Raw genomic sequence first — 25,542 nt, forward strand, 5'->3', positions numbered from 1 at the left:
CTCTTTGTTTACCAAGGAGTTTTCCGTTTCGACTGCGCCGGAAGTGGGGCGAATTATAGACTTCCAGGATCTGCCGTCAACCCCTTTTTTTCACATTTCTGTCATATAGGTCAAAAAGCCCCCAGAAACGCAAAAGCCGGCCCCAAGGGGCCGGCTTTCTTCCTACCGAGCCTTAAAGACTAGGAAAGGCAAACTGCGACGCTTCATGGCTCGCCCGTTGCGGCCAGCGCTGTGTAATCGCCTTGCGACGTGTGTAGAAGCGCACCCCATCCGGACCGTACGCATGCAAGTCGCCGAACAGCGATCGCTTCCAGCCACCAAAGCTGTGATAAGCCACCGGCACTGGCAGGGGAACGTTAACGCCGACCATGCCCACTTCGATCTCATCGCAGAACAGCCGTGCCGCTTCACCGTCACGCGTGAAGATACAGGTACCGTTACCGTATTCATGATCGTTGATCAGTTGCATCGCCGTTTCCAGGCTATCCACCCGCACCACGCACAACACCGGTCCGAAGATCTCTTCTTTATAGATACGCATCTCAGGCGTCACACGATCAAACAAACTCCCCCCCAGGAAGAAGCCCTCTTCGTGCCCGGCAACACTCAAGCCGCGACCATCGACAACCAGCTCAGCCCCCGCCGCCACTCCGTCTTCTATATAGCCACTGACTTTGTCACGCGCCTGGCCAGTCACCAACGGCCCCATATCCAGCCCGCAAGAAGTGCCCGCGCCAATTTTCAGCGCCTTGACCTGCGGCACCAGCTTGGCAATCAACGCATCCGCCACTTGGTCGCCCACGCACACAGCCACCGAAATCGCCATGCAACGCTCACCACAGGAACCATACGCCGCGCCCATCAAGGCACTCACCGCGTTATCCAGGTCCGCGTCCGGCATCAGTACCGCGTGGTTCTTCGCCCCACCCAGTGCCTGCACGCGTTTGCCACACTTGGTCGCTTCGGAATAAATGTATTCGGCAATCGGCGTCGAGCCCACGAAACTCAGTGCTTTCACTTCCGGTGCTTCGATCAGTGCATCCACCGCACCCTTGTCACCGTGCACCACACTCAGCACGCCTTTAGGCAAACCGGCCTCTTGCAGCAATTGCGCGATCAACAGCGTCGAGCTCGGATCACGCTCCGATGGTTTCAGGATGAAACAGTTACCGCAGACTATCGCCAACGGGTACATCCACAACGGCACCATCGCCGGGAAGTTGAACGGCGTAATACCGGCAACCACGCCCAGCGGCTGGAAGTCCGACCAGGCATCAATGTTCGGTCCTACGTTACGACTGTATTCGCCCTTCAGAATCTCCGGCGCCGAGCACGCGTACTCCACGTTTTCGATCCCGCGCTTCAACTCACCGGCCGCGTCTTCCAGCGTCTTGCCATGCTCTTCGCTGATTAACTGCGAGATGCGTGCTTCGTTCTGCTCCAGCAACTGCTTGAAACGAAACATCACCTGGGCGCGCTTGGCTGGCGGGGTATTACGCCACGCCGGGAACGCAGCCTTGGCCGAGTCGATCGCTTGTTGAATGGTTTCACGGCTGGCCAACGGCACCTGGTGGATCACCTGGCCGGTCGACGGGTTATACACGTCGGCACTGCGGCCACTGTCGTTGACCATCTCACCGTTGATCAAATGCTGGATAAGGCTCATGCAGGGCTCCTGAAAAATTGTTCTATATAGAAGGAGAAATCAGTCGATCTTGTTCAGCACTCCGCCGACCGCATCGAACAAGCGATCCAGGTCCTGCGGCTTGCTGTTGAAGGTTGGTCCGAACTGCAGGGTGTCACCGCCAAAACGCACGTAGAAACCGGCTTTCCACAAGGCCATGCCGGCCTCGAATGGACGCACGATGGCATCACCGTCACGCGGGGCAATCTGGATCGCACCGGCCAAGCCATAGTTGCGAATATCGATTACGTTCTTGCTGCCCTTCAAACCGTGCAGCGCATTCTCAAAGTGCGGTGCGACTTCGGCTACGCTCTGCACCAGGTTTTCCTTCTGCAGCAGGTCCAATGCCGCCAGGCCAGCTGCGCACGCCACCGGATGCGCCGAGTAGGTGTAGCCGTGGGGGAATTCCACCGCATACTCCGGCGTCGCCTGGTTCATGAAGGTCTGATAGATCTCGCTGCTGGCAATCACCGCGCCCATCGGGATCGCGCCGTTGGTTACTTGCTTGGCGATGCACATCAGGTCTGGGGTCACGCCGAAGCTGTCGGCCCCGAACATCGAACCGGTACGGCCAAACCCGGTGATCACTTCGTCGAACACCAACAGGATATTGTGCTGGTCACAGATCTCACGCAGACGCTTGAGGTAACCCTGTGGCGGCACCAGCACGCCCGCAGAGCCGGCCATTGGCTCGACAAATACAGCCGCGATATTCGATGCATCGTGCAACTCGATCAGCTTGAGCAATTCATCAGCCAGCGCGATACCGCCCTGCTCCGGCATCCCACGGGAGAATGCATTGCTCGCCAGCAGGGTGTGCGGCAGATGATCAACATCCATCATCGCCTGACCAAACATTTTACGGTTGCCGTTGACGCCGCCCAGGCTGGTGCCGGCGATGTTCACACCGTGATAACCACGGGCGCGACCGATCATCTTGGTCTTGGTGGCCTGACCTTTCAGGCGCCAGTACGCACGCACCATCTTCACCGCCGTGTCGGCGCACTCGGAGCCGGAGTCGGTGAAGAACACATGGTTAAGGTTGCCAGGGGTCAGGGCCGTAATCTTTTCCGCCAGTTGGAAGGACAACGGGTGACCGTATTGGAAGCCCGGCGAGTAGTCCAAAGTCCCCAGTTGTTTGGACACCGCTTCCTGGATTTCCTTACGCGTGTGCCCGGCGCCACAGGTCCACAGGCCCGACAGCGAGTCATACACCTTGCGGCCTTTGTCATCCGTCAACCAGCTGCCTTCGGCGGCCACGATCAGCCGCGGGTCACGCTGGAAGTTACGGTTGGCGGTGTAAGGCATCCAGTGCGCGTCCAGCTTCAGTTGGCTGGCCAGGGACGATGGGGCGTTTTCGGGCATGTTCATCAGCAAAACCTCGCAAGGCAGAAGGCAGCGTCGGGATTGAAACGCGTGGTTGCAGCTAAATTGCCATGGCGATAAAGTCGGTGAAATCCAACTCTTCTAACCTTCAGTCAGGCCGTCACTAAACTATGAGCAGCCGTCGACCCGATCCCCTGGCCCAAGTCAGCGACTTCGATATCCGCCTGCTGCGCATTTTTCGCAGTGTGGTGGAGTGCGGTGGTTTTTCAGCGGCAGAAACCGTGCTGGGCATAGGCCGTTCGGCCATCAGCCAGCAAATGAGCGATCTTGAGCAACGCCTCGGGCTAAGGCTGTGCCAACGCGGCCGCGCCGGTTTCTCCCTGACCGAAGAAGGCCGCGAGGTCTACCAATCGGCCCTGCAACTCTTGAGTGCCCTGGAAAGCTTTCGCACCGAGGTCAACGGCCTGCACCAGCATCTGCGCGGCGAGCTGATCATCGGTCTCACCGACAACCTCGTCACCCTGCCCCACATGCGCATCACCCACGCGCTCGCACAATTGAAGGAACGCGGCCCGGATGTGCAAATCCAGATCCGCATGATCGCCCCCAACGAAGTCGAACAAGGCGTGCTCGACGGTCGCCTGCATGTCGGCGTGGTGCCCCAGGCAAGCGCCCTGTCGGGATTGGAATATCAACCGCTGTACAGCGAGCGTTCGCTGCTCTACTGCGCGGTCGGCCACCCGTTGTTCTATGCCGACGACAAGCAGTTGGACGACGCTCGCATCGATGACCAGGACGCCATCGCACCGACGTTCCGCCTGCCCGCCGAGATCCAGGCCCATTACCAGGCACTCAACTGCACCGCCAGCGCCTCCGACCGCGAAGGCATGGCGTTCCTGATCCTTACCGGACGCTATATTGGCTACCTGCCCGATCACTACGCCGGCCTGTGGGTACAACAAGGACGACTGCGCCCGCTGAAACCGGCTACACGTTTTTACGATTTGAGCCTCGCATCGGTCACGCGTAAGGGCCGTCGCCCCCATTTGGTGCTGGAAAGCTTCCTGGAAAGTCTGGCAGCAACGCGCTAACGCGGGCCTCGAGCAAAAAGCTGAGCACTTGGACAGTTTTTTGCAAGCCCACCAGGACCTAGAACTGTCCGACTCGAGTTTGCCCGCCATGCCACCAGAACCCTCCAGCTCCAGCGACCTCATCTACGGCCTCAACGACCGCCCGAAACCCGCTCCGGCCCTGCTCGCCGCACTGCAACATGTGCTGGCCGCCTTTGTCGGCATCATCACCCCGCCACTGATCATCGGCTCCACTCTGGGTCTGACCGCCCATTTGCCCTACTTGATCAGCATGGCGTTGATGCTCTCCGGTGTCGGCACGTTCATTCAGGCACGTAGGCCATTTGGTATCGGCGCGGGGATGATTTGCCTGCAGGGCACCAGCTTTGCGTTTCTTGGCGCGGTGTTGTCGGCGGGCTTTCTGGTGAAGCAACGCGGCGGCAGCCCGGAAGACATCATGGCGATGATCTTTGGCGTGTGCTTTTTCGGCGCCGTGGTGCAGATCGTGCTGAGCCGCTTTATCGGCCAACTGCGCCGAGTCATCACGCCGTTGGTGACTGGAATTGTCATCACGTTGATCGGCATCAGTTTGATCAAGGTCGGCATCACCGACCTTGGCGGCGGTTTCAACGCCCCGGACTTCGGCGCGCCTATCAACTTGGCGCTGGGTGTGTTCGTGGTACTGACCATCATCCTGCTCAACCGCTCCAACACACCTTGGGTGCGCCTGTCGGCAATCATCATCGGCCTGGCCCTCGGTAGCCTGGCCGCGTGGTTCAGCGGCAAACTCATGCCTCAAGCCCTGCCCGACCTGCCGCTGGTCAGCCTGCCTATTCCGTTTCGCTTTGGTTTCAACTTCGACTGGAGCGCTTTCCTGCCGATCGCGCTGATTTATCTGATCAGCAGCATCGAAACGGTCGGTGACCTCACCGCCAACTGCATGATCGCCCGCCAGCCCATCAGCGGCCCTTCTTATATAAGCCGCCTCAAGGGTGGCGTCCTCGGCGATGGTGTCAGTTGCATGATCGCCGCCACCTTCAGCGCCTTCCCCAACACCACGTTCGCGCAGAACAACGGCGTGATTCAACTCACCGGCGTCGCCAGCCGATACGTCGGCTTATATATCGGCGTGGTGCTGTTTTGCCTCGGGTTGTTTCCATTGATTGGCGCAGTCCTGCAGCAAATCCCCAAGCCGGTCTTGGGCGGCGCGACCCTGGTGATGTTCGGCAGCGTGGCCGCCGCCGGTGTGCGCATCCTTGCTCAGGCACCGCTGGACCGACGCAGCATGCTGATCATCGCCACCTCGTTTGGTGTGGGCCTGGGTATCGCCGCCCAACCGAACCTGCTGCACTTGATGCCGACGCTGGTGCAGAACCTGTTCGACTCCGCTATCACCAGCGGCGGCCTGACTGCCATTGTGCTGTGCCTGCTATTACCGGAAGCCAAACCCACCCGCGTCGCCGCAAACCACACACCGGAAAGCGACACGCTGGAACCGCTTTGACAGTTTTATTGCATCAGGACTTGTCTGAGGCTTGAGGGTGGGTTATCTGTGCACACGTCGTCTCTATCGATCAGCACGGAAACCTCCATGAGCCTCGAAGTTCCTGCCCACAGCAACCAAGCCGGTAAACCCGCCAGCCGCATTCGGCAAAAGAACGAACAAGCGATTCTCCAGGCTGCTGAAGATGAGTTCGCGCGCCATGGCTACAAAGGCACCAGCATGAATACGATTGCTGCCAGTGCCGGGCTGCCAAAGGCCAACTTGCACTACTACTTCACCAACAAACTGGGCCTGTACATCGCGGTGCTCAGCAACATCCTCGAACTGTGGGACAGCACCTTCAACGCGCTGACCGCCGAGGACGACCCGGCCGTAGCCCTCACCCGCTACATTCGCACCAAGATGGAGTTCTCGCGGCGCCAACCCCAGGCCTCGCGGATCTTCGCCATGGAGATCATCAGCGGCGGCGAATGCCTCACCGAATATTTCAGCCAGGACTATCGTGCGTGGTTCAGTGGCCGCGCGGCGGTGTTCCAGGCCTGGATCGACGCCGGCAAGATGGACCCCATCGACCCCGTGCACCTGATCTTCCTGCTGTGGGGCAGCACCCAGCACTACGCCGACTTCGCCACCCAGATCTGCCGCGTCACCGGTCGCACCAAGCTGACCAAGCAGGACATGGACGACGCCGGCACCAACCTGATCCACATCATTCTCAAGGGCTGTGGCATCAAGCCCGTCCAATAAACGAAGCGACTTATGCCTTTCACGCTCACCGGCCTTTGCGAATTTCGCGAAGAAATACGCAAAAGCCGCTTCATCACGCTCGCCGCACCGATCACCAGCCCGCAGGACGCCCAGGCTTTTTTCGAGCAGCACAGCGACCTGAACGCCACGCACAATTGCTGGGCCTGGAAACTCGCCGATCAATACCGCAGCAACGACGATGGCGAACCCGGCGGCACAGCCGGGCGGCCGATCCTGGCGGCCATCGAGGCACAGGGTTTTGATCAGGTCGCGGTGCTGGTGATTCGCTGGTACGGCGGCATCCAACTGGGCACCGGCGGGCTAGCGCGTGCGTACGGCGGTGGCGCGAATAAATGCCTGCAAAATGCCGAACGCATCGAATTGATCAGCCGTGTGCCCTTAAGTTGCGCTTGCGGGTTCGCCGAGCTCAACCTGGTGAAACTGCGCGTGGCTGAACTGGGCGGGCTGGTGGTGGAAGAAACCTTCACCGCCAACGGCGTCGAGCTGCAACTCGCATTGGGCGAAGCGCAGATCGACACCCTGCAAACCCAGCTTGCCGACCTGAGCCGTGGGCGCATCTTGCTGCAACGCTGAATCAATCTGCCGGTACCGACCGCACCGGCAGCAGTTGCGCGATGCCCCACAGCACTTCAAACAGCACAATCCCCCAAAGTATCGACGTGGCACCGTGCGCCAGCGCGTAGAGCTGCCAAGTGCTAAACAATGCGCGACCTGCTGCATCGTACACACCGAATTTGCGCTGGGGATCACGAATTCGCAGCACCGCCCATACGCACACAATCGACCCCAGCAAATTGGCCATCAGCACATGCGCCGGGGCAAACGGCGGAAATTCCCCAGGCAGGTTCAAGCCCTGCAACAGGCTGTGCAAAAACAAAAAACTCCACGGCGTGACAAACGCTGCGGTAACGATCAAGTCATACCAGGCGCTGGCACGCACCAGGGTTCGGTATTGGGCAGTGGTCCACATCTCAACTAGCTCCTTTAATTCAAGAAGCCAGCAAGGTAAAGCCTGGAGTATGCTCCAAGGTCAAGCCCCTTCGAGTGCGCCCGATGCGTATTGGCGAATTAGCCCAGGCCAGCCAGGTCAGCCGCGACACCCTGCGTTTCTACGAGCAGCGCGGGTTGATCGCCGCACAACGCAGTGCCAACGGTTACCGCGACTACCCTGCGGACATGGTGCAACTGGTGCTCTACATCAGGACCGCGCAACGCCTGGGCTTCAGCCTGGGCGAGATCGGCAGCAGCGTCGCCACCCTGTGGCACGCGCCCGACCCCGACAGCGCCGTCACACAACTGCTGCAAGACAAGCTCAACCTGATCGAAACCCGCATCGCCAAACTCGGCCAATTGCGTCACGAGTTGCAGCAAAGGCTCGGGCAACGTTGTCCATTGAACCCGTGAACCTCCATTCCACAGGAAGCCCTTCATGTCTACGCCAAAAACCGCATTGATCATCGGCGCCTCGCGCGGGCTGGGCCTTGGCCTGGTCAAGCAACTGCTCCAGGACGGCTGGGACGTGACCGCCACCGTGCGTGATCCGAGCAACGCCGATGCCCTGAAAGTCGTCGGCCCGGTGCAGATCGAGAAACTCGACATGGACGATCAGCAAGCCGTGATCGCCCTGAGCAGGCGTCTCAAGGAACGCACGTTCGACCTGCTGTTCGTCAACGCCGGCGTCAAGGGACCCGCCAATCAAGAACCCGGCCACGCCACCCTGGCCGAAGTCGGCCAACTGTTCTTCACCAATGCCGTGGCGCCGATCAACCTGGCCCAGCGCTTTGTCGGGCAGATCCGCAAGGACAGCGGCGTACTGGCCTTCATGAGTTCGGTACTGGGCAGCGTGACCATCCCCGACGGGGCGGACCTGGCGCTGTATAAGGCCAGCAAGGCGGCGCTCAACTCCATGACCAACAGTTTTGTCACCCAACTGGGTGCCCCTAAACTCACGGTGTTGTCACTGCATCCAGGCTGGGTGAAGACCGATATGGGCGGCGAAAATGCGCACATCGATGTCGACACCAGCGTGCGCGGCCTGGTGGACCAAGTGAATGCCTACACCGGTAAAGGCGGCCATCACTTCATCGATTACAAAGGCGACACTATCGCCTGGTAAATACCCATCCACTGTGGGAGTGGGCTTGCCCGCGATAATCTCAAGAGCACCGCGCTCCTACAGATAGACCCGAACATAGACTACAAGTAAACTCCCCCCTCGCCTTCACCGGCGACCCTGGATCAGCAGACAGGGCAACACTGAGCTGGCAAACCTGAACCCATCATTCAGAGGAGCCGGCCAATGCCTGCGACCCGTATCTGGTTAAAAAACCCCCTCGCGATTTTCACTGCCAATGGTCTCGATGGCCGTGGCGGCCTGGTGCTGCAAGACGGTGTGATCACCGAAGTACTGGGCTGGGGAAGAGAGCCTGCCGTGCCTTGCGGGCATGTCTTCGATGCGCGCGAACATGTGATCCTTCCCGGCCTGATCAACACCCACCACCACTTCTATCAAACCCTGACCCGCGCCTGGGCGCCGGTGGTCAATCAGCCATTGTTCCCTTGGTTGAAAACCCTCTACCCGGTCTGGGCGCGGCTGACCCCGGAAAAACTCGCCCTGGCGTCGAAGGTGGCACTCGCGGAGTTGCTGCTTTCTGGCTGCACCACGGCGGCAGACCACCATTACCTGTTCCCTGACGGCCTGGAAAACGCGATCGACGTGCAAGTTGAAAGCGTGCGCGAATTGGGCATGCGCGCCATGCTCACCCGCGGCTCCATGAGCCTCGGCGAAGCCGATGGCGGCCTGCCTCCGCAGCAGACCGTGCAACAGGGCCAAGTCATCCTTGAAGACAGCCAACGCCTGATCCGCGACTATCACCAGCGCGGCGACGGCGCACAGATCCAGATTGCCCTGGCCCCCTGCTCGCCGTTTTCCGTCACCCCGGAAATCATGCAAGCCAGCGCCGAACTGGCCAACAGCCTCGACGTACGCCTGCACACCCACCTGGCGGAAACCCTCGACGAAGAAGACTTCTGCCTGCAACGCTTCGGCCTGCGCACCGTGGATTATCTGGACAGCGTCGGCTGGCTCGGCCCGCGCACCTGGCTGGCGCATGGCATTCACTTCAACCCGGATGAGATTGCGCGCCTGGGCGCCGCCGGCACCGGCATCTGCCACTGCCCAAGCTCGAACATGCGTCTGGCGTCCGGCATCTGCCCGACGCTGGACCTGCTGGCAGCAGGCGCGCCTATCGGCCTGGGCGTGGATGGCTCCGCCTCCAACGATGCGTCAAACATGATCCTTGAAGCACGCCAAGCCCTGTACATCCAGCGCTTGCGTTACGGCGCGGAAAAGATCACCCCGCAAGGCGTGCTGGGCTGGGCGACCAAAGGTTCAGCGCAGTTGCTCGGGCGTACAGACATTGGCGAATTGGCGGTAGGAAAGCAGGCCGACCTGGCGTTGTTCAAGCTGGATGAGCTGCGTTTCTCCGGCAGCCACGACCCAATCTCGGCACTGCTGCTGTGCGGTGCGGATCGGGCGGATCGAGTGATGATCGGCGGCAAGTGGCGTGTGATTGACGGCCAAGTGGAAGGCCTGGACCTGAAAGGCTTGATCGCCGATCACACCCAGGCGGCACGGCAGTTGATCGCCGGAACCTAATCCAAACAAAGCTCCCACATTAGTTTTGGGGTGTACCGAAGCCCCTTACAACCCCAACAACGACAACATAATGAAGGTCGCAAACAACACAAAATGCGTCATCCCTTCGATGGCATTGGTTTCGCCATCGTTGAGGTTGATCGCGCTCACAATGAGCGTGATCAACACCATCACGGTCTGCACCGGCGTCATCGCCATCTGGAACGGCTGGCCGGTGTAGAGCGCCATGGCTTCCATCACCGGCACCGTCAGGATCACCGTCGACAACGAAGCACCCAACGCAATATTCACCACCGACTGCATGCGGTTCGCCAAAGCGGCGCGCAACGCCGTCAAAATTTCCGGCGCTGCCGAAATGGCCGCGACCACAATCGCCGTGATCACCGGCGGCGCGCCCGTGCCTTCCAGGCCAAGGTCCAGGGTCTTAGACATCACTTCGGCCAATGCACCGATCACCACCACCCCAAACACCAGCGTGCCGATGGAAAATGCCAGGTTAACCGACGGCGCTTCCTGTTCTTCCGGCTGCTTCTTGCGGCGTTTTTCCGGGTAGCTGTAGCTGAAGAAATAACTGTGCGGCCCCACCTGCATGCGCAGGAACAGGGTGTACAACACCACCATCGCGCCAATGGTGAAGGCCGAGTAAATTTTCCAGTCGGCTTCGGGGATGAATTCCGGCACCACCATCGACACGCCCATGGCGGTGAGGATCATCACGCTGTAAGTACGCGCCGAATCGTCGTTGTAGGACTGTTCACCGTGCTTGATACCGCCCATCAGCGCAGCCAGGCCGAGAATCCCGTTGATGTCGAGCATCACCGCCGAGTAAATGGTGTCGCGCACCAGGGTGGGCGAAGGCTCGTTGCTCATCATGATCGCCAGGATCACCACCTCCACGAGCACGGCGGCCAGGGTGAGGATCATGGTGCCGTAGGGGTCGCCGACTTTTTCCGCGAGTTGCTCGGCGTGATGGGCAACGCGCATCGACGCCATCACAATAAAGCCAATGAGTGCCGCGCCAGCCAGCAGCGCCACCATTTGTCCGCTGTGCAGCATCCAGTGCTCCAGCGGGTAGGCGGCGATGGCGGCAATCAGCGCCAGCAGCATGAATTTTTCTTGCTTGAGTGAGGTGAGCATTTCGGGCCTTTTAGTACCGCAAATCTGTCATTGATGGGGTACAGACTGCGCGATGTCGCTAACGTTTCGTTACATCTTAATTGAGAGGGTTCTTGCATGAATAAAGCCAAAACTCTCCTGCTGGTCAGGTTTTACCGATTATTTCAGCCATGGCCTGTAGAATGCCGCCATTGCACCTGATGAGAATTTAGAAAATGTACGATTGGCTCAACGCCCTGCCCAAGGCTGAATTGCACCTGCATCTGGAGGGCTCGCTGGAGCCTGAGTTGCTGTTCGCCCTGGCCGAGCGCAACAAGATTGCTCTGCCGTGGAACGACGTCGACACCCTGCGCAAGGCCTACGCGTTCAACAACCTGCAAGAGTTTCTTGACCTGTACTACAAGGGCGCCGATGTGCTGCGCACCTCCCAGGATTTCTACGACCTGACCTGGGCCTACCTGCTGCGCTGCAAAGCGCAGAACGTGATCCACACCGAACCCTTCTTCGACCCGCAGACCCACACCGACCGTGGCGTGCCGTTCGAAGTGGTGCTCAACGGCATCGCCGCTGCCCTTAAAGATGGCGAGCAACAACTGGGCATCACCAGCGGTTTGATCCTCAGCTTCCTGCGCCACTTGAGCGAAGCCGAAGCCGAGAAAACCCTGGACCAGGCCTTGCCGTTCCGTGACGCGTTTGTGGCCGTGGGCCTGGACAGTTCGGAAATGGGTCACCCGCCGAGCAAGTTCCAGCGCGTGTTCGACCGCGCCCGTCACGAAGGCTTCCTCACCGTGGCCCACGCCGGTGAAGAAGGCCCGCCCGAATACATCTGGGAAGCCCTCGACCTGTTGAAGATCGAGCGTATCGACCATGGCGTGCGCGCTATCGAAGACGAGCGCTTGATGCAGCGCATCATCGACGAGCAGATCCCGCTGACCGTGTGCCCATTGTCCAACACCAAACTGTGTGTGTTCGACGACATGGCCCAACACAACATCCTCGACATGCTCGAGCGTGGCGTGAAGGTGACGGTGAATTCGGATGACCCGGCGTACTTCGGCGGCTATGTCACCGAGAACTTCCACGCGCTGTACACCTCGCTGGGCATGACCCAGGACCAGGCCAAGCGCCTGGCGCAGAACAGCCTGGATGCCAGACTGGTCAAGCCATAACTGACTGAACGCAGTCCAACATGTGGGAGCTGGCTTGCCTGCGATAGAGGTGTATCAGTGAGCAATTTATTGCCTGGCACACCGCTATCGCGGCGGTTCGACGGTTCGACAAGCCCGGCTCCCACATTGAACTCATCGTTCTCACATCACCACCTCACCCAGCCAGGGTGAATCGGGCGATTTCCCGCTGCCCGATAGCGTGCACCTGCAAGGCCTGCGACTCGTTGATCACACTGATCCAGTTCGACTGCAAAAACAGTTGCAACAACCCTGCCCCCAACGCACCGCCCAGGTGCGGTTGCTGCTGGCTCCAGTCAAAACAGCTACACACCAGCGGCGATGCCAATGCCTGAATGAAAATACCCAGGCCGGCCAAGTGCTGCGCGCCTTTGACCGTAATGTCGGTACGCAACTCATAGCGCTCGATCCACCCCGCCTCCAACAGATGTTGATACAACTGCGCCCCCAGCTCCCCGCCGAGGTGGCCGTGGCACAACCGGGCATGGCGTAACAGCGGCGGTGCAACCAGGGCCGCCGCTGTTACGCCCGGCGCGCTGCGTGCAACACACGCCATGGTGGTTCTGGCCAAGGCATCGATGGCAGCGCTGACATCAGGTGCCGCAACACGAAACAAACGCTTGCCACGCCGGGCCTCAACCCGCAGCAAACCACCTGCGGTCATTCGCGCCAAGTGCGCATTGGCGGATGTCGGAGACAACCCGGCGAGCGTTGCCAACTCAACCGGCGATTTGGCCGAGCCATCCATCAAGGCCCACAGCATGGCGGTGCGTTTGGGCTCGGCGAGCAAGCTGGCGATCTGACTGATGCAAGGTGCCACTTCCATCTTTTCACTCCCTGTCGATTTATTTTTCTACTGAGGTTGGCGCCAAAGTATAGGGCCGTAAATCGCCGGTTCCACGGCGTCTGACAGCGTAGATAGGGACGGTATCTGAGTGAAATTTCCTGCTTTGATGGAGGCCGTTACGTCGCGCTCAATGGCTCCGGTAATTGGGCAGTCAACATCGCACAACGGGACACGAGCATTTCCCGCAACAGGTTGATGGGTTTGCTCAGTTGCGCGCGATGAGCACACAGCAGATTGAGTGGCGTACGCTCACCGCGCAGCTCAGGCAGGATCAAGCGCAGGCGCCCGGCCAGCACGTCAGTACTCACATCCAGCCAGGACTTGTAGGCAATGCCTACACCCGCCACCGCCCAGCGGCGGACTACGTCGGCATCGTCACTGAAACGGTCGCCGGAGACGGTCAGGCTGACGTCGCGTTTACCGTCGTGAAAAGTCCAGTGGTCGTGGACCCGGCTACCGAGCATGTACAGCAGGCAATTGTGCTGGGCCAGTTGCTCCAACTGCCGAGGCTCGCCAAACCGCGCGAGATAGCTGGGGGAAGCGCATAACACGCGAACGTTTTCCGGCGCGACGGGGAGCGCGACAAGGCTGGAATCCTCGGGTTCACCGTAGCGTAGGGCGATGTCCACCGGCTGGCGGAACAAGTCGGCAATTCGATCACCCAACAACAGGCGCACGCTCAGTTGCGGGTGCTCATGCTGGAATTCATCTAACCACGGCAGCAATTGGTTACGCCCGAAATCGGAAGGCGCCGACAGCTGGAGCACGCCACTGACATGGTCCTGGCCGCTGGCCAATAAGCGCCGCCCTTCATCCAGCGAGCTCAACGCGGCGCGAGCATATTCCAGGAAACCGTCGCCTTCAGCCGTCAAGCGCAGGCTGCGGGTAGAGCGCGCCAGCAAGCGCGTGCCCAGTTGCTGTTCGATGCGCTTGAGCGCGGCACTGGCTACCGCAGGCGACAGGTCCATCACCCGTGCGGCAGCGGACAGGCTACCCAGGTCCGCCGCACGCACAAACAACTGCAAATCATCAAAACGCAGCATGCATTCCCGCTCATTATCAAAATTTGGTTGAAACAGACCTTTGTTTTAGCGGCTTTTATCTCCTGGGGAAATAGCCAATCATCCGTGCATCCCGTTCATTACGTATCTGGAGTTGAATATGTCCACTGCCTTTAACGTCATCGCCACGCTGATCGCCAAACCCGGCCAGCAGGCCACCTTGGAAACCTTGCTGCGCGGCCTGCTGGAACCCACCCGCCTTGAGGCCGGTTGTGAGCAGTACGACCTGCACCAGGACCTGCAACACCCCGAAACCTTCTACATGCTCGAACGCTGGAGCGACGAGGCAGCACTGGCCGACCACGACCAGAGCGCGCACATCCAGAGCTTTCGCGCCAAGGCCGCTGATGTGATCGAACACTTCGACCTCAAGCGCCTGAAGTTTCTTGCCTGATCACCCGCCCTTTTCCTGGAGCCATCATGAAAGCCATTGCCTACTACGCCTCGCTGCCGATCAACGACCCGAACGCCCTGCAAGACATTGAGTTGCCAGCGCCCGTCGCCGGCCCGCGTGACCTGCTGGTGGAAGTCAAAGCCATCTCGGTCAACCCGGTGGACACCAAAGTGCGCCAGAACGTCGCCCCGGAAAACGGCGCCGCCAAGGTGCTGGGCTGGGACGTGGCTGGCGTGGTCAAGGCTGTCGGCAGCGAAGTGACGCTGTTCAAGGCCGGTGACAAGGTGTTCTACGCCGGCTCTCTGGTACGCCCGGGGGGCAACAGCGAATTGCACACCGTGGACGAACGCATCGTCGGGCACATGCCGAAAAGCCTGGGTTTTGCCGACGCTGCCGCCCTGCCACTGACCGCCATCACCGCCTGGGAACTGCTGTTCGAACGCCTGCAAGTGCGTGAAGGCAAACAGGATGAAGACCAGAGCCTGCTGATCGTCGGCGCCGCGGGTGGCGTAGGATCGATCCTGACCCAGTTGGCCAGCCAGCTCACCGCCTTGAAAGTGATCGGCACCGCTTCGCGCCCGGAAACCCAGGAATGGACCAAGGCCCTCGGCGCCGACCTGGTGATCGATCACAGCCAACCGCTGAGCGAAGCGCTGAAAGCAGCTGGCCACGCGCAAGTGACCCACGTCGCCAGCCTGACCCAGACCGACCATCACCTGGACCAACTGGTCGAAGCCCTGCAACCCCAGGGCAAGCTCGCGCTGATCGACGATCCCAAGGCACTGGACGTCAGTAAGCTCAAGCGCAAGAGCCTGTCACTGCATTGGGAGTTCATGTACACGCGCTCGATGTTCGAAACCCCGGACATGATCGAACAGCACAACCTGCTCAATCGCGTGGCCGAACTGATCGACGCAGGTACCCTGAAAACCACAGTGGGTGAGCACTTCGGTGTGATTAATGCGGCGAACCTGCGGCGTGCCCATGCGCTGCTGGAAAGCGGCAAGGCCAAGGGCAAGATCGTGCTGGAAGGGTTCTGAAAAACGTCTGTCAGTGTTGTCCATTATTCCTGTGAGTAATGGACGACACCGCTAGTCTGAGAGTTGATCTTTGTCATATGTGTGAGCGTATTCGGGTTTATATTGGCGGCCTTTGCCACGATTCTTTTACGTGAGGAAGTCAGCAATGAAGATCCTGATAAAAGCGTTAGCAAAATCCGCAGGCAATAAATGGCAGGTTCGTCTCGACGGCGACGCGTTCACCTTCCGCACCGAGGCCGAAGCCCGTGCCTTTGCCGACACCCTGCAAGCCCGTATCCAAGCCCCCCACCGCTTTCCGAACAGCCAGCAACGCTCCGCCGCTGGCTGATCCGCGCTTCAGCCCTGCGCCTGCTCGGCCCTCGCCCGTTGCAGGCGCTGGGTCGACATCGCAATCGTTACCGCCAATACACCGCACAGGCTGATGACGATGGCCATCGGCATCGCCGTGCCGTCGTGCAGCACACCCACTAATGAAGCAGCGCCCGCCGCCACGCCAAACTGAATGCACCCGAGCAGCGCCGACGCGCTACCGGCGCGTGCACCCTGCCCGCTCATGGCACACGCCGAGGTATTGGGCAAAATGCAGCCCAGGCTCGCGATGCAGATAAACAGCGGCACCAGCAACGGCCACAGCGCTTCGGTGCGTAAGGCCGTGATGCCGAGCAGCGTCAACGCCGCCAACAGGTAAACCCACACACTGCGCGACAGCAGGTACGCCGGGCCACGCTTGGCCAGCAACCGCGCATTCACCTGTGCCACCAGGATAAAGCCTGCGGCATTGGAGCCAAACAGCCAGCCGTAATGCTCGGCTGGCACGCCGTAGAGTTGGATAAACACGAACGGTGAACCGGCAATGTAGGCAAACATCCCGGCAATCGAAATACCGCCAGTGAGCGCGTACCCCAGGTAAACCCGATCGGACAACAGCGAGCCGTAGCGACGTAACGACCCGGACAACGGCTGGCGCGGCTGATGGGCCGGAAAGGTTTCCGGCAGCCCGATCGCCACGGCGATTGCCGCCATCACGCTGAATATCGACAGCGCCAGGAAAATCGACTGCCAGCCCCATAATCCCACCATCACCCCGCCAGCCAGCGGCGCGAGGATCGGCGCCAGGCCGGTGACCAGCATCAATTGGGAAAACACTTTGGCCGAGCCCACCGCATCGCATTTGTCGCTGACCACCGCGCGGGAAATCACCATGCCGGCGCAGCCACCGAGGGCCTGCACGAAACGCGCGCCGATCAGCCATTCCAGGGACGGCGCGAAGGCGCAGGCAAAGGAGGCCAGCGTAAACAGAGTGACACCACTGAGCAGCGGGCCGCGTCGACCAAAGCGGTCCGCGAGTGGGCCATAGATCAACTGGCCGATGGCCAGGCCAGCGAAGTACACCGCCAGGGTCAGCTGGATGTGTTTTTCATCGGTGGCAAAGGCCTTGGCCATTGCCGGGAAGCCCGGCAGGTAAAAATCGATCGCCAACGGAGCGAAGGCGCTCAAGGCGCCCAGAATCAGGATTATGCGAAGGTTCATCGGGCACCCAAGTCAAACGGCAGCCCAACAGTCTAGCCGCGCTTGGGCGCATTGAACACGATAGCTCGCTAACTATTTTTACCCGTCAGGCAAGCTTGGCGCTGTAGCCTTCTTCCGTGATCAGGCTGATCACCTGTTCGGCAGACAGGCGGCTCTCGACGCCGACCTCCTTTGCCGCCAGGTCGACCTTTACGCTGGCCGCCGGGTCCTGGCTCTGCAGCGCCTGGGTCACCGCTCGAACGCAATGGCCGCAGGTCATTCCTTCAACGCTGAATACTTGCATGACATGACTCCTTTGATGAGGTTGAACCCAGTCTCGACCTTGCCACGATGGCAAGGTCAAGTTCTGAAAACTTCTGCCGGGCTGGTATTTGGCGGCCTCAAAGGCCAAGCTTCATTCCTCTTCGATTCAAACCACGGAGCATTCGCCATGCGCTGGTCTTTTTTTGCCCTTGCCGGCCTGATGAGCTTGTCTGCCGCTGCGCCCCAGGCCGTTGCCGCAGAAGACTATGCGGTGCTGATCATTTCCCGGGAACGCCTGGAAGTGCCGACCAACTGCGAGATCGGCCTATACCTGAATGATCAACTGGCCGGCCGGTTGTTCCAGGAGCAAGCCACGTCGTTCAACCTGCCGGCGGGCAACCTGTCGTTGCGCTTGAAGCTGCTACCGGGCCAATCCCCAGGTTGCCTGCCAGGCCTGCTCGCGCCACCCGCGCAGAACATCACGCTCAAGGTCGGTGACGTGCGCAAATTGCGTATCGCCCAGGGCCCGGACGGCATGTACCTCAAACCCGCCGCACTGGAATATTAACGGCGCTTGACCTTCCCCACAGGTCAAGGTTGATCCTAGGGGCAACTTCTCCTGGAGGACTGCCCCATGAATGGATCCACCACCTTTGACCTGCCCATCAGCGGCATGACCTGCGCCAGCTGTGCCGGCCGGGTCGAGCGCGCGCTGGGCAAAGTGCCGGGGGTGCAAAGCGTCAGCGTCAACCTGGCCAACGAACGTGCCCATGTTGAAGTGCTTGGCCAAATGGACGCCAGCGTGCTGATCGCCGCCGTCGACAAGGCCGGCTACACCGCCACCCTGCCCCAAAGCGAAACGGCCACCGAAGCCAATCAAGCCCAGCGCCTGCATCGCGAGCGTTGGGCGTTGCTGCTGGCGATCCTGCTGGCACTGCCGTTGGTGCTGCCCATGTTGGTGGAACCTTTTGGCCTGCACTGGATGTTGCCCGCCTGGGCGCAGTTCGCCCTGGCCACACCGGTGCAATTCATCTTTGGCGCGCGCTTCTATATCGCTGCCTGGAAAGCCGTGCGGGCCGGCGCTGGCAATATGGACCTGCTGGTGGCCATCGGCACCAGCGCCGGGTACGGCCTGAGCATTTATGAATGGCTCACGGCCCACCCAGGCATGGCGCCGCACCTGTACTTCGAAGCCTCGGCGGTGGTGATCGCGCTGGTGCTGCTGGGTAAATACCTGGAGAGCCGTGCCAAACGCCAGACCGCCAGCGCCATCCGCGCCCTGGAAGCCCTGCGTCCCGAACGGGCGATTCGAGTGCTCGACGGTCGCGAAGAAGACGTCGCCATCAGCGCTTTGAAGCTCAATGACCTGGTGCTGGTCAAACCCGGCGAACGCTTCCCGGTGGACGGCGAAGTGGTGGACGGTCAAAGCCATGCCGATGAAGCCTTGATCAGCGGCGAAAGCCTGCCGGTGCCCAAGCAGACCGGCGATAAAGTCACCGGCGGCGCCATCAACGGTGAAGGCCGCCTGTTGGTGCGCACGCTGGCCCTCGGCGCCGAAAGCGTGCTGGCGCGGATCATCCGCCTGGTGGAAGACGCACAAGCCGCCAAGGCGCCGATCCAGAAACTGGTGGATAAAGTCAGCCAGGTGTTCGTCCCTGCCGTGTTGGTGCTGGCCTCCATCACCTTGATCGGCTGGTGGCTGTATGGCGCGTCCCTGGAGACCGCGATCATCAATGCCGTAGCGGTACTGGTGATCGCCTGCCCGTGCGCCCTGGGCCTGGCCACTCCCACCGCGATCATGGCCGGTACAGGCGTCGCTGCACGCCACGGCATCCTGATCAAGGACGCCGAAGCCCTGGAACGCGCCCATGAAGTCAGCGCCGTGGTCTTTGACAAGACCGGCACCCTCACCTCAGGCACGCCGAAAATCGCCCACTTGGCGGCAGTGGATGGCAATGAAGCGCTGCTGCTGCAAAAAGCCGGCGCGTTGCAACGCGGCAGCGAACACCCGTTGGCCAAGGCCGTGCTGGATGCGTGCCATGAACAAGGCTTGAACGTGACCGACGTGAGCGCCAGCCAATCCCTGACCGGGCGCGGTATCGCCGGCACGCTTGAGGGGCAACCGCTGGCCTTGGGCAATCGTCGGCTGCTGGAAGAAAGCGGCTTGCGCATGGGCGACCTTGCCGACTCCGCCAAGGCGTGGGAAGCCGAGGGGCGTACCTTGTCCTGGTTGATCGAGCAAGGTGCGCAACCGCGTGTGCTGGGGCTGTTCGCGTTTGGCGATACCCTCAAGCCCGGTGCGCTGGAGGCTGTGCAGCAACTCAAGGCCCAGCACATCAGCAGCCATTTGCTCACCGGTGACAATCGCGGCAGCGCCCGCGTGGTCGCCGAGGCCTTGGGCATCGATGATGTGCATGCCGAAGTGCTGCCCGCCGACAAAGCCGCCGCCGTCGCCGAACTAAAGAAAACCGACGTCGTCGCGATGGTCGGCGACGGCATCAACGACGCCCCGGCCCTGGCCGCCGCCGATATCGGCATCGCCATGGGCGGTGGCACCGACGTGGCCATGCACGCGGCCGGTATCACCCTGATGCGCGGCGATCCGCGCCTGGTGCCGGCCGCGCTGGAGATCAGCCGCAAGACCTACGCAAAAATCCGCCAGAACCTGTTTTGGGCCTTTGTGTATAACTTAATTGGCATTCCCCTGGCAGCGTTTGGCCTGCTCAATCCAGTGCTGGCGGGGGCCGCGATGGCCTTGTCCAGCGTCAGCGTGGTAAGCAATGCGTTACTGTTGAAGACTTGGAAACCCAAGGATCTGGAGGATCAACGCCCATGAACATCGGCCAAGCCGCACGCCAGAGCGGGCTCAGCGCCAAGATGATTCGCTATTACGAATCCATCGGCCTGCTCAAAGCCGCCCACCGCACCGACAGTGGCTATCGCGTGTACGGCCAGGATGACTTGCACACCCTGGCGTTTATCAAGCGTTCGCGGGATTTGGGGTTTTCATTGGAGGAAGTCGGCAAGTTGCTCACCCTGTGGCAGGACCGGCAACGGGCCAGCGCTGACGTGAAGGCGCTCGCGCGCCAACACATCGAAGAGTTGAACCAGAAGATTCTGGAACTGGGACAACTGCGCGATACATTGCAGGACCTGGTGGAGCACTGTCAGGGCGATCATCGGCCGGATTGTCCGATTCTCAAGGAGTTGGCATCGGGCAGCTGTTGCGCCTGACCAGGCGTACACAAAACAACTGTGGGAGCTGGCTTGTGTGGGAGCCGGGCTTGCCCGCGATGCAGACACCTCGGTATGTCAGTCACACCGAGTTGATGCTATCGCAGGCAAGCCAGCTCCCACACAAGCCAGCTCCCACATTCGATCGCAGTTGCTCTGACTACTGCATCCACGGCGGTGGCGGTGGCTCGTCCGACACTTTGCTCTGCGGCGCATCATCCGCCGCGCGAATCGCCTGACGACGTTCATCATCCAGCCGCGCTGCTTCGATTTCGCGGATCACACCGCCCACGTCCGCCAACTCCTCCGGCTCGTCGAACTCGCCGGTCAAGACGCTGGCCGGGTGCAAGGTGCCGGCTTCGTACAGCGCCCACATTTCCTTGGCGTACTTGGTCTTCTTCAACTCGGGAGCAAAACGCCCGAAATAGGAAGCCATGTTGCCCACGTCCCGCTCCAGCATGCTGAACGCGTGGTTGTTGCCCGCCGCATCCACCGCCTGGGGCAGGTCGATGATCACCGGGCCGGTTGGCGTCAGCAGTACGTTGAACTCGGACAAGTCACCGTGCACCAGGCCGGTACACAGCATCAGCACGATCTGCGAGATCAGGAAGGCGTGGTATTCGCGCGCCTGGTCCGGATCCAGCGTCACGTCGTTCAGACGTGGCGCGGCGTCGCCATACTCGTCGGCCACCAGCTCCATCAACAGCACGCCTTCCAGGAAGTCGTAAGGCTTGGGCACGCGAACGCCCGCGCCGGCCAAGCGGAACAACGCCGCCACTTCGGCATTCTGCCAGGCATCTTCGGTTTCTTTCTTGCCGAACTTGGAGCCTTTGGCCATGGCCCGGGCCTGGCGACTGTTACGGACCTTACGGCCTTCCTGGTATTCGGACGCTTGACGAAAACTTCGTTTGTTCGCCTCCTTGTAAACCTTGGCGCAACGCAATTCGTTGCCGCAGCGCACCACATAAACAGCTGCTTCTTTACCACTCATGAGTGGGCGCAGCACTTCGTCGACCAGACCGTCTTCGATCAGGGGTTCAATGCGTTTAGGAGTCTTCATCAGCTTTTATTGTGGGTCCTGTATTACCAAACACGCGTGTGGAACTCGTTATACGGCAATCGGCTCGCCGGTGGGAGAGGCTACCGACCTCTGACCCCTTCAGAATGCATCCAATATGCCAATTTGTGGCGCAATCAACGCTCGATGATCGCCGTCACGCCTTGACCGCCGGCGGCACAGATCGAAATCAGGCCTCGCCCCTTACCTGCTGCGTCGAGCAACTTGGCCAGATTGGCGACGATACGCCCACCTGTGGCGGCAAACGGATGCCCGGCGGCCAGGGAACTGCCTTTTACATTAAGCCGGCTGCGGTCGATGGCCCCCAACGGCGCGTCAAGCCCAAGGCGCGTCTTGCAGTAGTCCGCATCTTCCCAGGCCTTGAGTGTGCACAAAACCTGGGCAGCGAAGGCTTCGTGGATCTCGTAGTAATCGAAGTCTTGCAGCGTCAGGCCATTCCTCGCCAGCAGCCGCGGCACGGCATATACCGGTGCCATCAGCAGGCCTTCGGCGCCGTTGACGAAATCCACCGCCGCCGCCTCACCATCGCGCAGATACGCCAGGATTGGCAAGCCGCGTTCCTTGGCCCAGGCTTCGCTGCCCAGCAGTACCAACGACGCGCCGTCCGTGAGGGGCGTGGAGTTGCCGGCAGTCAGCGTGCCCTTCTCGCTGCGCTCGAAGGCGGGTTTAAGCGCGGCGAGTTTTTCCAGGGTCAGGTCGGGGCGCAGGTTGTTGTCGCGGGTCAGGCCCAGGAACGGTGTGAGTAAATCGTTGTGCCAGCTTTCAGCGTAGGCGGCGGCCATTTTCTGGTGGCTTTCCAGGGCCAACTGGTCCTGTTCGGCGCGGGGGATTTGCCACGTCTGCGCCATCAATTCGCAATGTTGGCCCATGGACAGGCCTGTGCGCGGCTCGCCATTACGTGGCAGTTCGGGCTTGAGGTGATGGGGACGAAGTTGTAACAGGACTTTTAATTTATCCGCCATGGATTTGCTGCGGTTGGCTTGCAGCAGAATCTTGCGCAGGCCCTCATTTACACCGATGGGCGCATCGGAAGTGGTGTCCACCCCGCCGGCAATCCCGCATTCGATCTGGCCCAGGGCAATCTTGTTGGCCACCAGTAATGCGGCTTCCAGCCCGGTGCCGCAGGCCTGTTGAATGTCATAGGCCGGTGTCTGCGGCGACAAGCGCGAGCCCAGCACACATTCGCGGGTAAGGTTGAAGTCGCGCGAATGCTTGAGCACCGCGCCGGCCGCCACTTCGCCCATGCGCAGGCCGTGCAGCTTGTAGCGTTCGATCAGGCCTTCCAGCGCAGCCGTCAGCATCGCCTGGTTGCTCGCGGTGGCATACGGACCATTGGAGCGAGCGAAAGGAATGCGGTTACCGCCAATGATCGCTACACGGCGCAATTGAGTCATGGAAAGCTCCCTGATGGTTGTGGGTGGAATCATCAAGCCTAGCCTAGGCTCAATCGAACGACTGCCACCCCGGGGTGGTCAACCCTTTGAACCCCAGCCTTCGGAGAGCGTTCCATGTCTGACCGTTATATCGACTTCGCCAACTCAAGCCTCGGCCATCGCCTGGTCGCCGCCATTGGCCTGCCGTCACCGGTACGCCTGGAACGCTGGCAAGCCGGGCGCCTGCGTCCGGTGGAAGGCGCGTTGCTGCTGGGCGGTGGTGCGCTGGCAACCAACGTGCAAGCGTTTGCTCACAAATTCACCGACGCTATCTACACCTACGGCAGCCAAGCCTCGACGTGGATTCCCGGCCATGGCCCCAAACTCAAGGCCGTGGTATTCGATGCCAGCGATCTGCAGCACACCGACACGCTCAAGCAACTGCGCGAGTTCTTCCAGCCGTTGCTGAAAAACCTGGATAACAGCGCCCACGTGGTGATCCTCGGCCGCGCGCCGGAGAGCCTCCGCGACCCGTTCGCCGCCAGCGCACAGCGCGCCTTGGAAGGTTTCAGCCGCTCGTTGGCCAAAGAGTTGCGCAATGGCGGCGTGTTGCAATTGCTCTACGTCGGCGAGGGTGCCGAAGACCAACTGGAAGGCGCGCTGCGCTTTTTCCTCTCGCCGAAAAGTGCGTATATCTCCGGCCAGGTGATTCGCCTGGAAGCCTGCGCCACCCCCGTTGAGGATTGGACGCGACCACTGGCCGGGCGCAAGGCGCTGGTCACCGGCGCCGCCCGAGGCATTGGCGCGTCTATCGCTGAAACCCTGGCCCGCGACGGCGCCGAGGTCATCCTGCTCGACGTGCCGCAGGCCAAGGCCGACCTCGAAGCCCTGGCCGCGCGCCTGGGTGCCCGCACCGTGGTGCTGGATATCTGCGCCGAAGACGCCGCCAGCCAATTGATCGAACAACTGCCCGATGGCCTCGACATCCTGGTGCACAACGCCGGTATCACCCGCGATAAAACCCTGGCGAATATGACCCCGGAATACTGGGACGCGGTGCTGGCGGTCAATCTAAACGCACCGCAACTATTGACCAAGGCCTTGCTCGACAGCGGCACCCTGCACGACAACGCCCGCGTGGTGCTGCTGGCATCGATCAGCGGCATCGCCGGTAACCGTGGGCAAACCAACTATGCCGCGAGCAAGGCCGGGTTGATCGGCCTCGCGCAAGCCTGGGCGCCATTGCTCAAGGAACGCGGCATCACCATTAACGCCGTGGCCCCCGGTTTTATCGAAACCCAGATGACCGCGCATATTCCGTTCGCGCTGCGTGAGGCCGGGCGGCGCATGAGTTCGCTGGGCCAGGGTGGCTTGCCGCAAGACGTCGCCGAAGCGGTGGCCTGGCTTGGCCAACCGGGTTCCGGTGCGGTCAGCGGGCAAGCGCTGCGGGTGTGTGGGCAAAGTATCCTGGGAGCATAGGCATGCAATGGAAGACATTAGGCGCTACGCCGTTTCTGCCGCCGTTGTATTGGCGCGCGGCGCTTAAGCGCAAGATTACCGGCAACACCCTGCCCGAACAGGGGTTGCGCTGTCGGGTGAGCATCGACCCTAAGCAGGTGGCGGCGTATCGCAAGGTCTGTGGTTTTACCGACAGCCCGATTCTGCCGGCAACTTATCCGCATATCCTGGCGTTTGGTTTGCAGATGCAGCTGCTGACGGAGAGCAACTTTCCCTTCCCACTGCTGGGGTTGATTCACCTGAATAATCGCATCCGCATTCACCGTCCTCTGGGCGGCGTCAGCGAGCTGTCCATCAGCGTGCACACACAAAACCTCAAGCCCCACCCCAAAGGCGCGACCTTTGAATTAGTGACCAGCGTCGAGGATTCCCTCGGCCTGCTCTGGGAAGCTGAGAGCCGCATGCTGTGCCGGGGCGTGAAACTGGAAGGTGACGCAGAGGATCACGCCCAGCCTTCCCCGACCCATGTCAACGAACTGACCCGCTGGAAAGCCCCTGCCGACATCGGCCGCCGTTATGCACGGGTCTCCGGTGACTACAACCCGATCCACCTCAGCGCCCTGACCGCCAAGCTGTTCGGCTTCCCTCAGGCCATTGCTCACGGGTTATGGAACAAGGCGCGCACGCTCGCCGCCCTCAGCGAACACCTGCCCGCCGCCAATATCGAAATAGACGTCGAGTTCAAGAAACCCGTGCGCCTGCCCGGTGATGTGACGTTATTAACCAGCGCCGCCGGTTCCACCGGTGAGTTGTGGTTGAAAGGCGCTGGCGACATTGAACATATGGTAGGTAAGTGGCGGCCGATAGCCTGAATTAAACTGATTAATTGTATATATACACCTTAAGTAATAGCGGACTTTTTTAAGTCCGCTTTTTTATTCAACTCTTTGATTTCAAAAACATATACATCT

General features: G+C 60.7%; 26 protein-coding genes. 16 read left to right on the top strand and 10 right to left on the bottom strand.

The genetic code is table 11. The features are described 5' to 3' along the window. Positions 1-172: 172 nt before the first annotated feature. Both JBO08_RS27410 and JBO08_RS27415 read right to left on the bottom strand, forming a co-directional pair. The gene (locus JBO08_RS27410) at positions 173-1,666 is read right to left on the bottom strand and encodes a CoA-acylating methylmalonate-semialdehyde dehydrogenase (RefSeq protein WP_220075299.1); all 1,494 of its coding nucleotides are present in this window, start codon (positions 1,664-1,666) and stop codon (positions 173-175) included. Positions 1,667-1,705: 39 nt separating this feature from the next. Continuing rightward, positions 1,706-3,055 carry an aspartate aminotransferase family protein gene (locus JBO08_RS27415; RefSeq protein WP_220075298.1) on the bottom strand — a complete coding sequence of 450 codons (1,350 nt, stop codon included), beginning with the start codon at positions 3,053-3,055 and terminating at the stop codon, positions 1,706-1,708. Between the two features lie 125 nt (positions 3,056-3,180). Between JBO08_RS27415 and JBO08_RS27420 the strand changes: the two genes are divergently transcribed. The 4 genes from JBO08_RS27420 (at position 3,181) to JBO08_RS27435 (ending at position 6,925) form a co-directional block, all read left to right on the top strand. Next, positions 3,181-4,101 carry a LysR family transcriptional regulator gene (locus JBO08_RS27420; protein WP_065945514.1) on the top strand — a complete coding sequence of 307 codons (921 nt, stop codon included), beginning with the start codon at positions 3,181-3,183 and terminating at the stop codon, positions 4,099-4,101. Positions 4,102-4,189: 88 nt separating this feature from the next. Further along, on the top strand, positions 4,190-5,584 hold the full coding sequence (locus JBO08_RS27425) for a uracil-xanthine permease family protein (RefSeq protein WP_220075297.1): 1,395 nt from the start codon (positions 4,190-4,192) through the stop codon (positions 5,582-5,584). A gap of 87 nt (positions 5,585-5,671) precedes the next feature. Further along, complete coding sequence (locus tag JBO08_RS27430) at positions 5,672-6,331, top strand: TetR/AcrR family transcriptional regulator (RefSeq protein ID WP_049710168.1); 660 nt, start codon at positions 5,672-5,674, stop codon at positions 6,329-6,331. A gap of 12 nt (positions 6,332-6,343) precedes the next feature. Further along, positions 6,344-6,925, top strand: coding sequence for a YigZ family protein (locus JBO08_RS27435; protein ID WP_065909629.1), 582 nt, complete (start codon positions 6,344-6,346; stop codon positions 6,923-6,925). A gap of 1 nt (position 6,926) precedes the next feature. Here the strand turns inward: JBO08_RS27435 and JBO08_RS27440 are convergent, their stop codons facing one another. Continuing rightward, positions 6,927-7,322, bottom strand: coding sequence for a hypothetical protein (locus JBO08_RS27440; RefSeq protein WP_049710170.1), 396 nt, complete (start codon positions 7,320-7,322; stop codon positions 6,927-6,929). 83 nt (positions 7,323-7,405) lie between these two features. Here JBO08_RS27440 and JBO08_RS27445 point away from each other — a divergent pair, with 83 nt between their 5' ends. The 3 genes from JBO08_RS27445 to JBO08_RS27455 all read left to right on the top strand — a co-directional run bounded on the left by JBO08_RS27445 (position 7,406) and on the right by JBO08_RS27455 (position 10,010). Further along, entirely contained in the window at positions 7,406-7,756 is a 351-nt protein-coding gene (locus tag JBO08_RS27445; protein WP_220075296.1) for a MerR family transcriptional regulator, read from the top strand. 25 nt (positions 7,757-7,781) lie between these two features. Beyond that, the gene (locus JBO08_RS27450; RefSeq protein WP_220075295.1) at positions 7,782-8,468 is read left to right on the top strand and encodes an SDR family oxidoreductase; all 687 of its coding nucleotides are present in this window, start codon (positions 7,782-7,784) and stop codon (positions 8,466-8,468) included. A gap of 183 nt (positions 8,469-8,651) precedes the next feature. Beyond that, positions 8,652-10,010 carry an 8-oxoguanine deaminase gene (locus JBO08_RS27455; protein ID WP_065874246.1) on the top strand — a complete coding sequence of 453 codons (1,359 nt, stop codon included), beginning with the start codon at positions 8,652-8,654 and terminating at the stop codon, positions 10,008-10,010. Between the two features lie 45 nt (positions 10,011-10,055). Here JBO08_RS27455 and JBO08_RS27460 read toward each other — a convergent pair whose 3' ends face one another. Beyond that, positions 10,056-11,147, bottom strand: coding sequence for a calcium:proton antiporter (locus tag JBO08_RS27460; RefSeq protein WP_065874247.1), 1,092 nt, complete (start codon positions 11,145-11,147; stop codon positions 10,056-10,058). 194 nt (positions 11,148-11,341) lie between these two features. On the opposite strand from JBO08_RS27460, the gene JBO08_RS27465 reads away from it, so the two are divergent. Then, positions 11,342-12,295: an adenosine deaminase gene (locus JBO08_RS27465; RefSeq protein WP_065874248.1), complete on the top strand. Its 954-nt coding sequence runs from the start codon at positions 11,342-11,344 to the stop codon at positions 12,293-12,295. 154 nt (positions 12,296-12,449) lie between these two features. On the opposite strand, the gene JBO08_RS27470 is transcribed toward JBO08_RS27465, so the two are convergent. Then, positions 12,450-13,139, bottom strand: coding sequence for a helix-turn-helix transcriptional regulator (locus JBO08_RS27470; RefSeq protein ID WP_065874249.1), 690 nt, complete (start codon positions 13,137-13,139; stop codon positions 12,450-12,452). Positions 13,140-13,276: 137 nt separating this feature from the next. After that, a complete protein-coding gene (locus JBO08_RS27475; protein WP_065874250.1) occupies positions 13,277-14,203 on the bottom strand; it encodes a LysR family transcriptional regulator in 927 nt (308 codons plus the stop codon). A 118-nt stretch (positions 14,204-14,321) separates the two neighbouring features. Here JBO08_RS27475 and JBO08_RS27480 point away from each other — a divergent pair, with 118 nt between their 5' ends. The 3 genes from JBO08_RS27480 to JBO08_RS27490 all read left to right on the top strand — a co-directional run bounded on the left by JBO08_RS27480 (position 14,322) and on the right by JBO08_RS27490 (position 15,983). After that, on the top strand, positions 14,322-14,615 hold the full coding sequence (locus JBO08_RS27480; protein WP_220075294.1) for a putative quinol monooxygenase: 294 nt from the start codon (positions 14,322-14,324) through the stop codon (positions 14,613-14,615). 26 nt (positions 14,616-14,641) lie between these two features. Further along, positions 14,642-15,655, top strand: coding sequence for a zinc-binding alcohol dehydrogenase family protein (locus tag JBO08_RS27485; protein ID WP_220075293.1), 1,014 nt, complete (start codon positions 14,642-14,644; stop codon positions 15,653-15,655). A 145-nt stretch (positions 15,656-15,800) separates the two neighbouring features. Further along, complete coding sequence (locus tag JBO08_RS27490) at positions 15,801-15,983, top strand: hypothetical protein (RefSeq protein WP_049710180.1); 183 nt, start codon at positions 15,801-15,803, stop codon at positions 15,981-15,983. Between the two features lie 8 nt (positions 15,984-15,991). Here JBO08_RS27490 and JBO08_RS27495 read toward each other — a convergent pair whose 3' ends face one another. Together JBO08_RS27495 and JBO08_RS27500 are read right to left on the bottom strand one after the other, a co-directional pair. Further along, entirely contained in the window at positions 15,992-17,185 is a 1,194-nt protein-coding gene (locus JBO08_RS27495) for a Bcr/CflA family multidrug efflux MFS transporter (RefSeq protein ID WP_220075292.1), read from the bottom strand. An 85-nt stretch (positions 17,186-17,270) separates the two neighbouring features. After that, a complete protein-coding gene (locus JBO08_RS27500; RefSeq protein WP_065874254.1) occupies positions 17,271-17,468 on the bottom strand; it encodes a heavy-metal-associated domain-containing protein in 198 nt (65 codons plus the stop codon). Between the two features lie 147 nt (positions 17,469-17,615). On the opposite strand from JBO08_RS27500, the gene JBO08_RS27505 reads away from it, so the two are divergent. The 3 genes from JBO08_RS27505 (at position 17,616) to cueR (ending at position 20,662) form a co-directional block, all read left to right on the top strand. Then, on the top strand, positions 17,616-17,996 hold the full coding sequence (locus tag JBO08_RS27505) for a hypothetical protein (RefSeq protein ID WP_065874255.1): 381 nt from the start codon (positions 17,616-17,618) through the stop codon (positions 17,994-17,996). A gap of 66 nt (positions 17,997-18,062) precedes the next feature. Continuing rightward, entirely contained in the window at positions 18,063-20,264 is a 2,202-nt protein-coding gene (locus tag JBO08_RS27510) for a cation-translocating P-type ATPase (protein WP_065879952.1), read from the top strand. Next, the gene (gene cueR, locus JBO08_RS27515; protein ID WP_010213432.1) at positions 20,261-20,662 is read left to right on the top strand and encodes a Cu(I)-responsive transcriptional regulator; all 402 of its coding nucleotides are present in this window, start codon (positions 20,261-20,263) and stop codon (positions 20,660-20,662) included. The genes JBO08_RS27510 and cueR overlap by 4 nt, the downstream gene beginning before the upstream one ends. A gap of 160 nt (positions 20,663-20,822) precedes the next feature. On the opposite strand, the gene JBO08_RS27520 is transcribed toward cueR, so the two are convergent. Both JBO08_RS27520 and JBO08_RS27525 read right to left on the bottom strand, forming a co-directional pair. Further along, complete coding sequence (locus tag JBO08_RS27520) at positions 20,823-21,722, bottom strand: PA4780 family RIO1-like protein kinase (RefSeq protein WP_065874257.1); 900 nt, start codon at positions 21,720-21,722, stop codon at positions 20,823-20,825. 134 nt (positions 21,723-21,856) lie between these two features. Further along, positions 21,857-23,134 (bottom strand): acetyl-CoA C-acetyltransferase, encoded by a 1,278-nt coding sequence (locus JBO08_RS27525; RefSeq protein ID WP_220075291.1) that lies wholly within the window; start codon positions 23,132-23,134, stop codon positions 21,857-21,859. A 114-nt stretch (positions 23,135-23,248) separates the two neighbouring features. On the opposite strand from JBO08_RS27525, the gene JBO08_RS27530 reads away from it, so the two are divergent. Together JBO08_RS27530 and JBO08_RS27535 are read left to right on the top strand one after the other, a co-directional pair. Further along, entirely contained in the window at positions 23,249-24,592 is a 1,344-nt protein-coding gene (locus JBO08_RS27530; RefSeq protein WP_065874259.1) for a 3-oxoacyl-ACP reductase, read from the top strand. A gap of 2 nt (positions 24,593-24,594) precedes the next feature. Then, positions 24,595-25,443 (top strand): MaoC family dehydratase, encoded by an 849-nt coding sequence (locus tag JBO08_RS27535; RefSeq protein WP_065945519.1) that lies wholly within the window; start codon positions 24,595-24,597, stop codon positions 25,441-25,443. Positions 25,444-25,542 lie beyond the last annotated feature (99 nt).

The sequence above is a fragment of the Pseudomonas sp. LAP_36 genome (assembly GCF_019456785.1).
In the GTDB taxonomy this organism is placed as follows: domain Bacteria; phylum Pseudomonadota; class Gammaproteobacteria; order Pseudomonadales; family Pseudomonadaceae; genus Aquipseudomonas; species Aquipseudomonas tritici.

Excerpts from the sequence above, each read along its gene's own strand:
- JBO08_RS27415 (WP_220075298.1), bottom strand. The coding sequence starts at position 3,055 with ATGAACATGCCCGAAAACGCCCCATCGTCCCTGGCCAGCCAACTGAAG.
- JBO08_RS27460 (WP_065874247.1), bottom strand. The coding sequence starts at position 11,147 with ATGCTCACCTCACTCAAGCAAGAAAAATTCATGCTGCTGGCGCTGATT.
- JBO08_RS27520 (WP_065874257.1), bottom strand. The coding sequence starts at position 21,722 with ATGAAGACTCCTAAACGCATTGAACCCCTGATCGAAGACGGTCTGGTC.
- JBO08_RS27475 (WP_065874250.1), bottom strand. The coding sequence starts at position 14,203 with ATGCTGCGTTTTGATGATTTGCAGTTGTTTGTGCGTGCGGCGGACCTG.
- JBO08_RS27440 (WP_049710170.1), bottom strand. The coding sequence starts at position 7,322 with ATGTGGACCACTGCCCAATACCGAACCCTGGTGCGTGCCAGCGCCTGG.
- JBO08_RS27485 (WP_220075293.1), top strand. The coding sequence starts at position 14,642 with ATGAAAGCCATTGCCTACTACGCCTCGCTGCCGATCAACGACCCGAAC.
- JBO08_RS27425 (WP_220075297.1), top strand. The coding sequence starts at position 4,190 with ATGCCACCAGAACCCTCCAGCTCCAGCGACCTCATCTACGGCCTCAAC.
- JBO08_RS27445 (WP_220075296.1), top strand. The coding sequence starts at position 7,406 with ATGCGTATTGGCGAATTAGCCCAGGCCAGCCAGGTCAGCCGCGACACC.
- JBO08_RS27535 (WP_065945519.1), top strand. The coding sequence starts at position 24,595 with ATGCAATGGAAGACATTAGGCGCTACGCCGTTTCTGCCGCCGTTGTAT.
- JBO08_RS27505 (WP_065874255.1), top strand. The coding sequence starts at position 17,616 with ATGCGCTGGTCTTTTTTTGCCCTTGCCGGCCTGATGAGCTTGTCTGCC.
- JBO08_RS27430 (WP_049710168.1), top strand. The coding sequence starts at position 5,672 with ATGAGCCTCGAAGTTCCTGCCCACAGCAACCAAGCCGGTAAACCCGCC.
- JBO08_RS27530 (WP_065874259.1), top strand. The coding sequence starts at position 23,249 with ATGTCTGACCGTTATATCGACTTCGCCAACTCAAGCCTCGGCCATCGC.
- JBO08_RS27455 (WP_065874246.1), top strand. The coding sequence starts at position 8,652 with ATGCCTGCGACCCGTATCTGGTTAAAAAACCCCCTCGCGATTTTCACT.
- JBO08_RS27420 (WP_065945514.1), top strand. The coding sequence starts at position 3,181 with ATGAGCAGCCGTCGACCCGATCCCCTGGCCCAAGTCAGCGACTTCGAT.
- JBO08_RS27470 (WP_065874249.1), bottom strand. The coding sequence starts at position 13,139 with ATGGAAGTGGCACCTTGCATCAGTCAGATCGCCAGCTTGCTCGCCGAG.
- JBO08_RS27495 (WP_220075292.1), bottom strand. The coding sequence starts at position 17,185 with ATGAACCTTCGCATAATCCTGATTCTGGGCGCCTTGAGCGCCTTCGCT.
- JBO08_RS27510 (WP_065879952.1), top strand. The coding sequence starts at position 18,063 with ATGAATGGATCCACCACCTTTGACCTGCCCATCAGCGGCATGACCTGC.
- JBO08_RS27465 (WP_065874248.1), top strand. The coding sequence starts at position 11,342 with ATGTACGATTGGCTCAACGCCCTGCCCAAGGCTGAATTGCACCTGCAT.
- cueR (WP_010213432.1), top strand. The coding sequence starts at position 20,261 with ATGAACATCGGCCAAGCCGCACGCCAGAGCGGGCTCAGCGCCAAGATG.
- JBO08_RS27480 (WP_220075294.1), top strand. The coding sequence starts at position 14,322 with ATGTCCACTGCCTTTAACGTCATCGCCACGCTGATCGCCAAACCCGGC.
- JBO08_RS27500 (WP_065874254.1), bottom strand. The coding sequence starts at position 17,468 with ATGCAAGTATTCAGCGTTGAAGGAATGACCTGCGGCCATTGCGTTCGA.
- JBO08_RS27410 (WP_220075299.1), bottom strand. The coding sequence starts at position 1,666 with ATGAGCCTTATCCAGCATTTGATCAACGGTGAGATGGTCAACGACAGT.
- JBO08_RS27450 (WP_220075295.1), top strand. The coding sequence starts at position 7,782 with ATGTCTACGCCAAAAACCGCATTGATCATCGGCGCCTCGCGCGGGCTG.
- JBO08_RS27490 (WP_049710180.1), top strand. The coding sequence starts at position 15,801 with ATGAAGATCCTGATAAAAGCGTTAGCAAAATCCGCAGGCAATAAATGG.
- JBO08_RS27435 (WP_065909629.1), top strand. The coding sequence starts at position 6,344 with ATGCCTTTCACGCTCACCGGCCTTTGCGAATTTCGCGAAGAAATACGC.
- JBO08_RS27525 (WP_220075291.1), bottom strand. The coding sequence starts at position 23,134 with ATGACTCAATTGCGCCGTGTAGCGATCATTGGCGGTAACCGCATTCCT.